This is a genomic window from Thermoanaerobacter wiegelii Rt8.B1 (assembly GCF_000147695.2).
Lineage (GTDB): Bacteria > Bacillota > Thermoanaerobacteria > Thermoanaerobacterales > Thermoanaerobacteraceae > Thermoanaerobacter > Thermoanaerobacter ethanolicus.
In genome coordinates, this window is the sequence record NC_015958.1 from 916868 (window position 1) to 930039 (window position 13172).

The 13172-nt window shown below is 33.6% G+C and carries 13 protein-coding genes, 1 tRNA gene, 1 pseudogene and 1 other annotated feature; of the genes and pseudogenes, 9 read left to right on the forward strand and 6 right to left on the reverse strand.

Features of this window, described 5'->3' with window-relative positions; genetic code table 11:
• Positions 1 to 2: 2 nt before the first annotated feature.
• Positions 3 to 434, forward strand: coding sequence for a nickel pincer cofactor biosynthesis protein LarC2 (gene larC2 / locus THEWI_RS15240; protein ID WP_003870893.1), 432 nt, complete (start codon positions 3 to 5; stop codon positions 432 to 434).
• A gap of 18 nt (positions 435 to 452) precedes the next feature.
• On the opposite strand, the pseudogene THEWI_RS04340 reads toward larC2, so the two are convergent.
• Positions 453 to 1792 (reverse strand): annotated as a pseudogene (locus THEWI_RS04340) (sensor histidine kinase).
• A gap of 2 nt (positions 1793 to 1794) precedes the next feature.
• Complete coding sequence (locus THEWI_RS04345; protein ID WP_014062594.1) at positions 1795 to 2472, reverse strand: response regulator transcription factor; 678 nt, start codon at positions 2470 to 2472, stop codon at positions 1795 to 1797.
• A 158-nt stretch (positions 2473 to 2630) separates the two neighbouring features.
• Here THEWI_RS04345 and THEWI_RS04350 point away from each other — a divergent pair, with 158 nt between their 5' ends.
• The gene (locus THEWI_RS04350) at positions 2631 to 3524 is read left to right on the forward strand and encodes a YckD family protein (protein ID WP_014062595.1); all 894 of its coding nucleotides are present in this window, start codon (positions 2631 to 2633) and stop codon (positions 3522 to 3524) included.
• Positions 3525 to 3739: 215 nt separating this feature from the next.
• Entirely contained in the window at positions 3740 to 4297 is a 558-nt protein-coding gene (locus THEWI_RS04355) for a DUF2680 domain-containing protein (protein WP_014062596.1), read from the forward strand.
• A 17-nt stretch (positions 4298 to 4314) separates the two neighbouring features.
• Here the strand turns inward: THEWI_RS04355 and THEWI_RS04360 are convergent, their stop codons facing one another.
• Positions 4315 to 4863, reverse strand: coding sequence for a biotin transporter BioY (locus THEWI_RS04360; protein WP_003870886.1), 549 nt, complete (start codon positions 4861 to 4863; stop codon positions 4315 to 4317).
• 135 nt (positions 4864 to 4998) lie between these two features.
• Positions 4999 to 5421 carry a bifunctional nuclease family protein gene (locus THEWI_RS04365; protein ID WP_003870885.1) on the reverse strand — a complete coding sequence of 141 codons (423 nt, stop codon included), beginning with the start codon at positions 5419 to 5421 and terminating at the stop codon, positions 4999 to 5001.
• 137 nt (positions 5422 to 5558) lie between these two features.
• Positions 5559 to 5760 (forward strand) — a binding site (T-box leader).
• A gap of 41 nt (positions 5761 to 5801) precedes the next feature.
• Between THEWI_RS04365 and THEWI_RS04370 the strand changes: the two genes are divergently transcribed.
• From THEWI_RS04370 to THEWI_RS04400, 6 genes are all read left to right on the forward strand, one after another.
• Complete coding sequence (locus THEWI_RS04370) at positions 5802 to 8441, forward strand: valine--tRNA ligase (protein ID WP_014062597.1); 2640 nt, start codon at positions 5802 to 5804, stop codon at positions 8439 to 8441.
• 17 nt (positions 8442 to 8458) lie between these two features.
• The gene (locus THEWI_RS04375; RefSeq protein ID WP_004397131.1) at positions 8459 to 8995 is read left to right on the forward strand and encodes a GNAT family N-acetyltransferase; all 537 of its coding nucleotides are present in this window, start codon (positions 8459 to 8461) and stop codon (positions 8993 to 8995) included.
• A 28-nt stretch (positions 8996 to 9023) separates the two neighbouring features.
• Positions 9024 to 10307: a bifunctional folylpolyglutamate synthase/dihydrofolate synthase gene (locus tag THEWI_RS04380; protein ID WP_014062598.1), complete on the forward strand. Its 1284-nt coding sequence runs from the start codon at positions 9024 to 9026 to the stop codon at positions 10305 to 10307.
• Positions 10308 to 10355: 48 nt separating this feature from the next.
• Complete coding sequence (locus THEWI_RS04385) at positions 10356 to 10589, forward strand: hypothetical protein (RefSeq protein WP_014062599.1); 234 nt, start codon at positions 10356 to 10358, stop codon at positions 10587 to 10589.
• A 426-nt stretch (positions 10590 to 11015) separates the two neighbouring features.
• Positions 11016 to 11090, forward strand: a tRNA-Pro gene (locus THEWI_RS04390).
• 210 nt (positions 11091 to 11300) lie between these two features.
• Positions 11301 to 12218 (forward strand): YncE family protein, encoded by a 918-nt coding sequence (locus THEWI_RS04400; RefSeq protein WP_014062601.1) that lies wholly within the window; start codon positions 11301 to 11303, stop codon positions 12216 to 12218.
• Here THEWI_RS04400 and THEWI_RS04405 read toward each other — a convergent pair.
• Both THEWI_RS04405 and THEWI_RS04410 read right to left on the reverse strand, forming a co-directional pair.
• Positions 12205 to 12720, reverse strand: coding sequence for a DUF4364 family protein (locus tag THEWI_RS04405; protein ID WP_003867000.1), 516 nt, complete (start codon positions 12718 to 12720; stop codon positions 12205 to 12207). The genes THEWI_RS04400 and THEWI_RS04405 overlap by 14 nt on opposite strands.
• Positions 12721 to 12824: 104 nt before the next feature.
• Positions 12825 to 13124, reverse strand: a complete 300-nt coding sequence (locus tag THEWI_RS04410) for an alpha/beta-type small acid-soluble spore protein (RefSeq protein ID WP_014062602.1) — start codon at positions 13122 to 13124, stop codon at positions 12825 to 12827.
• Between the last annotated feature and the right edge of the window lie 48 nt (positions 13125 to 13172).

A 13172-nucleotide genomic window follows, 5' to 3' on the forward strand; every position in this document is an offset into this window, starting at 1 on the left:
TGATGATTTTAGAGACTAATATAGATGATATGAATCCAGAGTTTTATCAGTATCTATTTGAAAAACTTTTTGAAAACGGGGCATTGGATGTGTTTTTGATTCCTATTATCATGAAAAAGCAAAGGCCGGGTACGCTCATTACTGTAATTTGTGAGAAAGAAAATGCTGATAAATTAAAGGAGATAATTTTTAAAGAAACTTCTACTTTTGGCATAAGGTATTATGAAGTTTTAAGGCATAAACTGGATAGGGATTTTTCAATTGTGGAAACTCCTTACGGAAAAGTAAGGGTTAAAAAGGGCTATTTAAATGGAAAACTTATTAAAGCGTATCCTGAGTATGAAGATGTTAAAGCCATTGCTGAAAAGACTGGGAATTCAATTAGCGATATTTACCGGAATGTGATAAGACACATTGATTTGCTATTTTTTTAAAGATTGAAAGAAGCGGGGTTAACCCGCTTTTAATGTAAAATAAAAAGTGGTTCCTACTCCTTCTTGACTTTCTATACCATATTTACTGCCGTGTAATGTCAATATTTCTTTCACTATTGCAAGTCCAAGCCCTGTGCCTGATTTGTTTCCTTTATAATATCTGTCAAAGATGTGCTCTAAATCTTTTTGCGGGATGCCGCATCCCGTATCTGATACTTTAATTAAAATTTCTTTATCTTGAGGCTCTGCAGTTATAGTAAGAATTCCGCCATTTTCCATACTCGCCATAGCATTGCTTATTATATTTATAATTGCCCGTTTTATCATTTCCCTATCCGCTATTACCTTAAGCTTAAGATTATTAAGCTTTACTTCTATATTTTTTCTAAAATTTGAATTTCAAATATATCTAAAGTTTCAAATATAAGTTTTTCTAAATCTATAGGTTCCTCTTTTATTTCTACCATTCCTGATTGGAGCTTAGAAAGCTGTAACACGTCGTCTACTAATTTAGACATTCTCTCTGTTTCTTTAATCACTGTATTTAAATATTTTTCTCTTTTTTCTTTATCGTCTCCATAGTAGTCTAAAAGCATTTCAGAATATCCACGTATAAGGCCAAGAGGTGTTTTTAAATCATGGCTTATATTTGCAATCAAATCTTTTCTAAATTTATCTGTAATAGACAGTTGTTTTACCATTGTGTTCATAGATTTTGCAAGGTCTCCTAATTCATCTTCTTCTTTGTAATTTATTTTGACATCTAAATTTCCAGAAGCGATTTGGTGAGCAGCATTTTTCAAAATTTGTATAGGTCGAGTAAACTTTTTCGACATGTAAATTGACACAAATAAAATTGCTGCTATTGTAACGACAAAAATCCGCCAAAAAACTTGTTTGAAAAGATTGACAGAGTCGTTTATAGCGGCGATAGGGATGCTCATTATTAAAGTAGCGGGTTTTCCGTTATATAAAAAAGGCCTTACAATAGAAAGATATTCTATATGCAAAAAAGGATGCTCATATTTTACAACTTTTACAGTGCTTGTAGGGTGAAGAAGTACTTCAGGGATTCCCAAACCTCGACCGTATCCTCTGTTATTTCCTGCAATTATTATGTTGTTTTCTGTTATTGCGACGACTTGAGCATTAGATTTGTCAATAAGTTCACTTATAAGCATTTCATCGTTGTTATTTATTGCTTCTACAATTTTTTCACTGTAATTTTTAAGTTGATTTATTTTGTAATAAGAGTATATCTTATTAATAAAAACTACTTGAGTAAGCCAAAACATAGATAAAATTATAAGGCCTATGATAAGGTAAGAGATAAAAAGCTTTTTTCTTATTCCTTTCAAATTTATTCACCATCCAATTTGTAACCTATTCCCCAAACTGTTTTTATGAGCTTGCGCTTTTCTCCTAATTTTTCTCTCAACTGTTTTATATGGGTGTCTACGGTTCTTAAATCTCCATAAAAATCATATCCCCATACTTCATTAAGGCACTTTTCGCGGGATACAACTTTTCCTTTATTATCTATTAAGAGTTTTAAAAGGTCAAATTCTTTTGGCGTAAGGTCAATTTTTTCTCCATCAACTGTGACTTCTCTAGAACTTACATTTATAGAAATTCCTTCATATTCTGTTTTCCCATCTTCTTCTGAAGCTCCATAAGTTCTTGACAAAATTGCTTTAACGCGAGCGATTACTTCTTTAGGGCTAAAAGGTTTTACAACGTAATCATCTGCTCCTAATTCAAACCCTAAAAGTTTATCATACTCTTCTCCTCTTGCTGTTATCATCATTACAGGCACTTTTGACTTTTCTCTAATTGTTTTTAAAAGGCTCCAACCACTTATATCTGGAAGCATTATATCTAAAAGGATTATGCTTATATCTTTATTATTATTATTAAAATATTCAAGCCCTGCTTTGCCATTTTCAGCTACCAATACTTCATATCCATTATTTTCTAAATAAGTTTTTAAAATATCTCTCATTCCTTCTTCGTCTTCAATTACTAAAACTTTTTGCATAAAAAACACCTCCCATCTTTAGTTTAATTATTTTTTACTCAGTTTACAACATTTAAAATTAAACTTCACACTTTCCTCACAAATTATATAAAATTACGTCAAACTATTTGGGTATCATAAAGAATGAAAAGGAAAAACTTAAAAGGAGGTATCCATATATGAAGAGAAACAAATGGTTAATAGTTTTAGCAGTTGTATTGGCTTTAGCAATTCCTTTGACAGTTTTTGCAGCAAATACTGATTCACCACTGACAAACAGCATAAAAGGCTTTTTTGGAATTGACACATCAAAGCTTACACCAGAGCAAGAGCAAATAATTACAGATTACAACAAAAAAATAGCCGACCTTGAAAAAGAGTTTATAAACAAACTCTTATCAGAAGGGCTTATAACTCAACAACAAGCAGATAATATAATTAAAAACATTGATAGCAAAGTTTCTAAAGCAAATCAAGACAATGTTCCCTTCTTCATTGGTGGCGGAAGAGGATTTGACAAAGGATATTTTGGAATAGGCCCAATTGATACTTCAAAGCTTACAGAACAACAAAAAGCAGCTTTGACAGAAATATACAAACAAATGGCGTCACTTCAGAAGGATATAGTAAACAAATTGGTATCTGAAGGATTATTGACTCAAGACCAAGCAAACAAAATCACAAGTGCGATAGATAATGCAATAGCTAATGCTGATAAAAAAGGCTATGCTATGTTTGGTGGCAACGATGGATTAGGGTTTATTTTGAGAGGTGTTGATCCATCTAAATTGACAGACCAGCAAAAGGATGAATTAATTAATTATTACAAACAAATGGCACAATTGCAAAAACAATTAGTTGATAAATTTGTAAGCTTTGGAGTTATTACTCAGGACCAAGGAAATACGATTAAAAATAGAATTGATACAATGGTAAAAAATATGGAACAAAACGGATTGCCTCAAGGATTTTTCAAACATTTTGAAGGAAAAAGAGGAGATTTTAAAGGTAAATGGCAAAATGAAAATAATCAACAGAATAGTGTTCCACAAAGCTACAATAATTCGATTTGATGAATTTAATATTTGATTGTTAGAAGAGGTGGTGGGAAGCCATCTCTTTTTTATATTGTCAAAACTTTATAGATTGCCAATACTCATATTAATTTAAACGAATTTTCACACATCCTTCACAAATTCAATATGGTTACCTCAAACTAAAAGGTTATTATATAAGTGTAACAAATAAAAAACAAAAAACAAAAATCAAAAAAGGAGTGTGGTTTTAAATGAATCTCAAAAAGGTAGTAGCAGTAGTACTTACAGGAGGTATGCTTTTAAGTGGAATAGCTGCTTATGCAGCCACAACTGGCAATACAGCTAGTTCTTCAACGCCACCTCAATATTCTACGACAGCACCAAGATACGGAATGAGTAGAAATGCAGATTTTCTTGCAAAACTGACTGGTAAGACAGCAGATGAAATTTTAAGTGAACTTCAATCAGGGAAAACAATAGTTCAGATTGCAGAAGAAAATGGCATAACACTTGACAATCTGAAAAAAGCTTTAATTGAGCAAAAAGAAGGGTTTATAGACCAATTAGTTAAAGATGGTAAAATAACTCAGGATAGGGCTGACACAATCAAAAAAACCATTGAAGACAAGATAAATTCATGGGATGGAACCTGTCAATATGGTAAAGGTTCAGGTGTAGGTTTAGGTCTTGGACTTGGAAAAAATAGCAATGGCAATACAGGTGTAGGCTTGGGAGCAGGTTTTGGTGCTAAAGGAGCGCATAAAGGAGCAGGCTATAGAGGAAACTTTGGACCAACTGTTCAGCAGTAATGAAAAAAGGCAAGGGTTCAACCTTGCCTTTTTTCATTAGATTTTATAACAGGTTTTAATTTTAAAGTGAGATAGGAAGCGATAAATGCTTTGATTAAGTCGCCAGGTATAAAAGGAAGTGCCCCGGCTAAAATGGCTTTTTTAAATGGTATTCCTGTAACAAAAGAGAGCTGAGTTACTCCTAAAATATAAACAAAAATTATTGCAAATAAGAGATAGCTTATAAAAATATTAATAAAATTTGCTTTTTTATTTTTTAAAGTCAAAGAAATTAAAAAAGCTGCAAAGGGCCAACTTAAAATATATCCTCCTGTAGGTCCTACTAAAACATTTAAACCTCCTGTAAGTCCAGAAAAGACAGGTATTCCAATTGCACCTAAAAGGTCAAAAATAAAAAGGCTCAAAAATGCTGATGTAGGATTTAAAAGCCCTCCAGCTAACATTACTGCAAAAGTCTGTCCTGTGATAGGTACTGGAGAAAAAGGTAAGGGGATTTTTACAAAACCCATTATAAAAGTAATAGCAGCAAAAAGAGAAGCTAAAATCATGTCTTTAGTTTTTATCATATTTTTCCTCCTCATTGTATTATTACAACAATTATTATATTTTTTTAAAAAAGAATTGTCAACTATTTTTACATAATGGTTAACAATTCTTTAAAAAAGTAGCCCTCTTAAATTTTTAAGAGGGCCAGTAGAATTTTAACTATCTCTATCATCAAATTTTAAATCTGCCATATCATAAGTGAATTCCGCTAAACGAATATTTATGAAAATTGGTATATCAGTTCGCATTGCCAAAGCTATCGCATCACTGGGTCTTGAGTCTAATTTTATAACTCTATCCCCTTGTTTTATATAAAGCTCTGCATAATAAGTGTCATCTTTTAAATCAGTAATTACAACTTTTTCAGGTTTTCCTCCAAGTTCTTCGATAACAGATTTTAAAAGGTCGGGGGTTAAAGGGCGAGGCGGTGTAATTCCCTGAAGAGGGATAGCTATGTTTTGAGCTTCCAGTGGACCTATAACTATAGGTAAAACTTTCTTTTCCTCTTCATCTGTCAATAGGACGGAGAAATTTCCTTCTACGTCCATCGTAATTGCCTTAACATGAAATTTTAACATTTTTTACACCTCGATTTAAAACATCTTCTTATTATCATTATATCATATTTATGCAAATTTAATCTGATTGTTTGCTTTAAAACAACTTAACTGTTGACAATTGGTGAGATTTTATATATATTATATATCAAATAGAATATGAGGCTATGAAAGAGAGGAGTAAGTGTATACTGGCTAAAGAGAGGGATATCCCATGGGCTGAAAGGATTCCCGCCAAAGGTACACTGAAGGTAGCTCTGGAGCCTGTAAACCGAAGTTGAGTAGGTTTAAACGGGTCTGCCCGTTATAGCTTGAGTGATAAATAAAGGTGGTACCGCGAAATGCCCTTTCGCCCTTTGTGGGTGAAAGGGTTTTAAAATTTTACGAAGGGAGTGTAAGGCATGAAAGAGATAGCTAAAACCTATAATCCAAAGGAATTTGAAGATAGAATTTATGCTTTTTGGATGGAAAAAGGATATTTTACTCCTAAAATAGACCCTGAAAAACAGCCATTTACCATTGTTATACCGCCTCCAAACATAACAGGGCAATTACATATGGGACATGCACTTGATAATACTTTGCAGGACATATTGATAAGATGGAAAAGAATGCAGGGTTATGCAGCTTTGTGGATACCTGGCTCAGACCATGCCAGCATTGCGACGGAGATAAAAGTTTTAGACACGATAAGAGAAGAAACGGGGTTCACAAAGAAAGAAATAGGAAGAGAAGAGTTTTTGAAAAGGGCATGGGCCTGGAAGGACAAATACGAAAACCGTATTTTAAGCCAATTAAAAAAGTTGGGTTCTTCTTGTGATTGGACAAGGACACGCTTTACTATGGATGAAGTATGTTCAAGGGCGGTAAGAGAAGTTTTTGTTTCACTCTATGAAAAAGGGCTCATATACAGAGGTGACAGGATAATAAATTGGTGCCCAGACTGCAATACTGCTTTATCTGATGCGGAAGTGGAACATAAAGAGCAAAAAGGGCATTTGTGGTACATCAAATATCCCATAAAAGGGGAAGATGGATATGTAGTTATAGCTACTACAAGGCCAGAGACGATGCTGGGGGATGTAGCAGTTGCTGTAAATCCTGATGATGAAAGGTATAAGGATGTGGTAGGTAAGACTTTGATACTGCCACTTGTAGGAAGGGAGATACCTGTAATTGCTGACAGCTACGTTGATCCTTCATTTGGAACTGGTGCTGTTAAAGTGACGCCTGCTCACGACCCAAATGACTTTGAGATGGGGACAAGACACAATCTTCCATTTATCAACATAATGAATGAGAATGCGATAATCAATGAAAATGGAGGAAAATATAAAGGTCTTGATAGGTATGAGGCGAGAGAAAAGATAGTAGAAGACCTCAAAAATCTCGGACTACTTCTAAAAGTTGAAGACCACGTTCACAATGTGGGACATTGTTACAGGTGCGATACGGTAGTTGAACCTCTACTTTCCAAGCAGTGGTTTGTAAAGATGGAGCCTTTAGCTAAACCTGCTTTAGAAGTTGTAAAAGAAGGAAAAATTAAATTTGTGCCAGAACGGTTTGAAAAAATATACATTAATTGGTTAGAAAACATAAAGGATTGGTGTATTTCAAGGCAATTATGGTGGGGACACAGAATTCCTGCCTGGTATTGTGATGACTGTGGTCATATAACTGTATCGCGTAAAGACCCGGAAAAATGTGAAGCTTGTGGAAGTACCAACATACATCAAGACGAAGATGTATTAGATACTTGGTTTAGTTCTGCACTTTGGCCTTTCTCTACTATGGGTTGGCCAGAAGAAACAGAAGATTTAAGATATTTCTATCCGACAGATGTACTTGTTACGGGATATGACATAATTTTCTTCTGGGTTGCAAGAATGATTTTTATGAGTTTGGAATTCATGAAAGAAGTGCCATTTAAGCATGTTTTGATACATGGTTTAGTCAGGGATGCTCAAGGTAGAAAAATGAGCAAATCTCTTGGCAATGGAATAGACCCGTTAGAGGTTATTGAAAAGTATGGAGCAGACACTTTAAGGTTTACATTAGTCATAGGAAATGCTCCAGGAAACGATATGAGGTTTAGTCAAGATAAAGTTGAACTCAGCAGAAACTTTGCAAATAAATTGTGGAACGCTTCAAGATATGTGTTGCTGAATTTAACTGATAATGATACTAATCTTTATACAGAGGGGTTAACTATTGCTGATAAGTGGATTTTGACAAGGTATAACAATATAGTAAAAGAAGTGACAGAGAATTTAGAAAAATTTGAGTTAGGAATAGCTGCGACAAAACTTTATGACTTTGTGTGGAGCGAATTTTGCGATTGGTATATAGAACTTAGCAAACCTGTGCTATACAGTGATAACCTTGAAGCTAAAAAGGTTACAAAGTCTGTTTTAAGATATGTGCTTGATAATACTTTGAGGCTTTTGCACCCCTTTATGCCTTTTATAACTGAAGAAATATGGCAGAATTTACCTCATGAGGGCGAGAGCATAATGATTGCTGAATGGCCGAAATACAAAGAAGAACTGGATTTCACTGAAGAAGCGAAAAATGCTGAGATTATAATGGAAGCTATTAGGACCATTAGAAATTTAAGAGCAGAAGCAAATGTTTCCCCTTCTAAAAAAGCAAAAGTTATTGTGACTGTTGAAAATGAAAATTATGTAAAGATGTTTGAAGTGGGTGCAAATTATATAATGAAACTTGCAGGTGCTAGCGAAGTTGTAATTGAAACAGATAAAAGTAAAATTCCTCATAAAGCTTTGAGTGGAGCAATAGAAGGAGGATTGGTGGTACTTCCACTTGAAGATTTAATAGACTTAGAAGAAGAGATAAAGAGGCTTAATGAAGAAAGACAAAAAGTGATAAGCGAAATTGAAAGAGCACAAGGGCTTTTAAATAATGAAAATTTCGTCAAAAAAGCGCCAGAAAAAGTAGTCAGTGCGGAAAGAGAGAAATTAGAAAAATATACTACGATGCTTAAAAACATAGAGGAAAGACTTAAGTTATTAAAGAGTTAGCCTCTAGGGGGATTTGTATGTTATCTTTGTTTAAAAGGCCCAAAAAAGAGTCTCAACTGGTTATAAGAGAGGCCAAGATAAAAGATGCGAGGGGGATAATAAAGCTTTTAAACAGTGTTGGAAGAGAAAAATTGTATATGGTGTCAGAGACATTTAATTGGTCTGAGGAGGAAGAAAAACAGCTTATTAAAAATTTAGACCGCAACAAAGATTTGATCCTAGTGGCAGACTACGGTGGTGAAATCGTAGGCTGCCTTACTCTCTTTCGTTATTATGGAGGAAGGTCTCCTAAAGTACAACATGTAGGAGAAATAGGTATAAGTATAGACGCTCGATTTAGGAATATAGGAATCGGAACAAAGTTGTTTACGGAAGCTATTAATTGGGCAAAAAGCAAAGGCTATGAAAAACTTTGCCTCAGTGTTTTTAGTACCAATGAAGTAGCAATACACCTTTATAAGAAATTTGGTTTTGAAGAAGAGGGTAGAAGAAAAAAACAGTTTAAAATTGGTGATGAATACGTAGATGAGGTTTTGATGGGATTGTTTTTGTAAAATCCGTTTATATGGGAGATGGGCTTAAATGAACTATGAAGAAGCAATTAGCTACATACATGGTACATACAAATTTGGCATAAAGTTGGGATTAGAAAATATAAGAAGATTATTAAATTATATGGGGAATCCTCAAAAAAACCTTAAAATTATCCACGTTGCTGGTACAAATGGAAAAGGCTCTACATCAGCTTTTATAAGCAACATTTTGCAGCAGGCTGGATACAAAGTAGCTTTATATACTTCTCCCTACCTCGAAGAATTTGAAGAGAGAATGAGAATAAATGGAGAAAATATTTCCAAGGAAAAGTTGATTTATTATGTTGAATATATAAAGCCTATAATATCTCGTATGGTGGAGGAAGGATACAATCATCCGACGGAATTTGAAGTGGTAACTGCAATTGCTTTTAAATATTTTTATGATGAAAAAGTGGATTTTGTAGTTTTAGAGGTAGGACTTGGAGGTAGATTTGACGCAACAAATGCTATTGATTTTTCATTAGTTTCTGTTATAACCACTATTGATTATGACCATACAGACAGATTGGGACATACTTTAGGAGAGATTGCATATGAAAAGGCAGGCATTATCAAGCGAAATGGAGTGGTGGTAAGTTTTTATCAACAGCCAGAAGCATTGAAAGTCATCATAGAAGCATGTGAGGTAAGAAATGCTTATTTGACTGTACTTGAAAAAAGTAACGTAATTATAAAAGAACAAAACCCTGATTTTCAGATTTTTGACTACAAAAAATACAAGGACTTAAAAATTACTTTATTGGGAGAACATCAGATTTACAATGCTGCTTTGGCGATTGAGAGCGTAGAAAAATTAAAAATGTATGGATACGAAATCACAGAAAAAGATATAAGGGAAGGGCTTTACAGGGCAAAATGGCCTGGAAGATTGGAAGTAATGAGAAAAAAACCCTACGTAGTAATAGACGGTGCTCACAATCCTCAAGGAATGACTGTTTTGAAAGAGTCTCTAAAATTATTTAAATATGATAAATTGATTTTAGTAATTGGAATGCTTAAAGACAAAGATACACAGAAGATGTTGGATATAATTGTGCCAGAGGCAAATATGATAATAACAACCACCCCAATAAGTGAAAGAGCTTATAAGGCAAGTGAACTTGCAGAGCGGATAGAAAAAGAAAAAGTGATTGCGATTGAAAATATTGAAGAAGCGGTAAAATACGCCCTGGATATAGCTAAGGAAGAGGATATGGTACTTTTTTGTGGTTCATTGTACATGATTGGTTATGTGAGGTCTATGCTTAAAAAGGTAATAATTAAGACATAGTTTTAATATAATGTAAGGTGTAAAGGCCGTAATGAGAAGGTGGTTGTTATGGAAATGACAGGGACTGCGTTGTTACGGGAGATAGATAAAGCACTAAAGGCGATGAAAGAAGCAGAAAGAAATTTAGAAATGCTGGAAAATGACAACTACCTTAAGATAAAGTTAGCAAGGCTAAAGTACGATTTTGCAAGACAAGAATATTTGAGACTCTTAAGGATTGCTAAAGAACAAAAAGTCAAATATAACCTGAATGAATTAATGGAGAAAATAATAGACGTATGATAAAAGCGGTCTTTCGACCGCCTGATTTATTGTTCAGGTATTTTAATTTCTTCTTGAAAATCGCACTTAAAATCTTTATAGGTTACACAAAAACCGTTGCAATTATGGATACATGTAATTGCATTACATTTCTTCAACGTTCTAATTGGTGCATTTACTGGTTTTGAAGAGCGCATAAATTCTAACTCCAAATACGTCATATCAATCGCCCTTTCAAATTTTATAATTTTATTATATACTCAATTCATTTATCTGTCAATTGCAATTATAAAATTTAAAAATTCATTTTATGGCCGAATTTCTCGGAGAATTTGCCACTAATAAAGGTTTTTTGAAAAATAAATTAATAATTTTGAGTTTTAAGGGACATAACTTTATTTTGTTTATTGAAAAAAGAAAAGGAGTATGATAAAATGAATAGTGTGTCGGGGCATGGCGCAGCGGTAGCGCGCGCGGTTCGGGACCGTGAGGTCGCAGGTTCAAATCCTGTTGCCCCGACCATTGCAGTAAAATCAAGGGCTTTAAGACTTATCAACAGTCTAAAAAAACAAGTGGTCGCAGGTATGATACAGGGCCACTTTGGTGGTAAATTTGTGAAAATATTGAAAGACGCTCACGATTTAAGTGAGCGATTTTTTATGGAGCTATTGGTTTCTCAAATATATCCTCCTGCATATTATGGAATTATGCTAATATGTGGGGGGATGTATTTTGTACATTTACATTGCTAATATGGGAGAAGATATTATTGAGCGAGTTAATTTGGAGACAAATTACAGAGATTTTGCAAAGATTAATTCATATAACAATAAACATCTGCCCTTAAATGTCTATTCTAAATATTTATGTGGTCCTCATCGATTAATTTTAGATAAAGAAAGACAGAAACTGTATTCTTTAAATGCTTATGATAATTCAATTAGTATAATAAACCTAGAAGATTTTACTTCAGAAATTTCTTTGTATGTAGGTAATTATCCTAATAATGGCATTATGCATGGAGATTATATATTAGTGGTTAATGGAGACTCAGACTCTATAAGTATTTTTGATATTGAAGAGAAAAAAGTGATAGGGCAAGTTAAAGTGGGAAGTTTCCCCCAGGACATAATTTACAATGAAAAGTATGATTTGATTTTTGTGAGCAATATGAATTCTGATGAAATTTTATTAATCGACCCTTATAGTTATAGGATTGTAGATTTTATTGTGACAGGGGCAAGGCCTATAGGAATGACTTTCTCTGAAGATTGGGACTGTTTGTATGTAATAAACAGTTATTTTGAAACGGGGATAAATGGAAAAATTTCCATGATAAACCTGCAAAGTTTGAAAGTAACTGGGGAAATAGGAGTAGGAAAAGTTCCTACAATGGTACGGAAAAAGGAAAACTTTTTGTATGTGCTTAATTCTTGCTCTAATACGCTGTGCAAAATAGATTTATTTACAAAACAGAAAAAAGAAGTTTATTGTGGATATGCACCTGGGTATTTATGTATTTTAGATAAATATGCTTATGTTTCTTCTGCAGAAGAAAACAAAGTGAATATAATTGATATTGATGAAATGAGGGTAGTAAAGTTTATTGAAACAAGAAAAGAGCCCCAAGGCCTTGTTATTGACCCGTGAGGACTTTTATTATGTATGCATATACGTCTTGAGATTTTTGTTTCCAATTATCGCAGATAAGTTTTGCCTGCTCGCTGTTTACTACATTTATATTTAGCTCAATCAAAACTATATCATTTTCTACGACTTTACAATTAGCTATATATTGATTTTCGTCTTTTTTGTAATAAGTGGCTATATATTGAGATTCCTGTTTTATTTTTTCTTTGTTTAAAAGGATGTATTCGTCTATTTTTTGCCGTGTTTCAAAGGGAATTCTTGTGAAAAATAATTTTAAAATGTTTATACCTTCTTCTGTAATAAAATATTTTTCTTCTTCTAATTTTATGAAACCAGTTTCTATTAACTCGTCAAGGTATTGTCTTAAATAGAAATAGTTCATAAGTTTGTTATCTAAGATAATTTTGCTTATTTGCTCGTCTGTAATAGGCATATTTATTCTGTTTAAGATGTATAGTATAATTAACTTGTTTTCTGCTAATTCTTGTATTTCGTAAGCCAAGTTACCACCTCGCATTATTACTATATGTGGTATGTTTAAGTTAATTCTATCACAAAATATACAATAATAAAAGAGAGTATACGAAATACTCTCTTTTTGTCCTTCTATTTTTGCATGTATTCTGATTCACTTCCTGCAGCACCTTGTGGACCGCCCTGTGCAGGAGTAGAACCATATATACTGATGCCCCTTGCCATGGCAGATTCAGCAAAATGAACCATTCGTCTTAACATTTGTCCTCCTACTTTGCCGCAATCTCGGCTACTTATATATCCCCAATAATCTTCAGAACCTTGTCTAACTGGAAGGCCAAGCTCTGATGCGATTTCGTATTTCATATTATCAAGGGCTTTGTGAGCCTCTGGTACCATTTTTGGACGATCATTCCAACTACCTCTTGCCATTTAAATCCCTCCTTACTCTTTCTCATACTTAATTTGTGTAGGTGGATA

Excerpts from the sequence above, each read along its gene's own strand:
- larC2 (WP_003870893.1), top strand. The coding sequence starts at position 3 with ATGATTTTAGAGACTAATATAGATGATATGAATCCAGAGTTTTATCAG.
- THEWI_RS04345 (WP_014062594.1), bottom strand. The coding sequence starts at position 2,472 with ATGCAAAAAGTTTTAGTAATTGAAGACGAAGAAGGAATGAGAGATATT.
- THEWI_RS04350 (WP_014062595.1), top strand. The coding sequence starts at position 2,631 with ATGAAGAGAAACAAATGGTTAATAGTTTTAGCAGTTGTATTGGCTTTA.
- THEWI_RS04355 (WP_014062596.1), top strand. The coding sequence starts at position 3,740 with ATGAATCTCAAAAAGGTAGTAGCAGTAGTACTTACAGGAGGTATGCTT.
- THEWI_RS04360 (WP_003870886.1), bottom strand. The coding sequence starts at position 4,863 with ATGATAAAAACTAAAGACATGATTTTAGCTTCTCTTTTTGCTGCTATT.
- THEWI_RS04365 (WP_003870885.1), bottom strand. The coding sequence starts at position 5,421 with ATGTTAAAATTTCATGTTAAGGCAATTACGATGGACGTAGAAGGAAAT.
- THEWI_RS04370 (WP_014062597.1), top strand. The coding sequence starts at position 5,802 with ATGAAAGAGATAGCTAAAACCTATAATCCAAAGGAATTTGAAGATAGA.
- THEWI_RS04375 (WP_004397131.1), top strand. The coding sequence starts at position 8,459 with ATGTTATCTTTGTTTAAAAGGCCCAAAAAAGAGTCTCAACTGGTTATA.
- THEWI_RS04380 (WP_014062598.1), top strand. The coding sequence starts at position 9,024 with ATGAACTATGAAGAAGCAATTAGCTACATACATGGTACATACAAATTT.
- THEWI_RS04385 (WP_014062599.1), top strand. The coding sequence starts at position 10,356 with ATGGAAATGACAGGGACTGCGTTGTTACGGGAGATAGATAAAGCACTA.
- THEWI_RS04410 (WP_014062602.1), bottom strand. The coding sequence starts at position 13,124 with ATGGCAAGAGGTAGTTGGAATGATCGTCCAAAAATGGTACCAGAGGCT.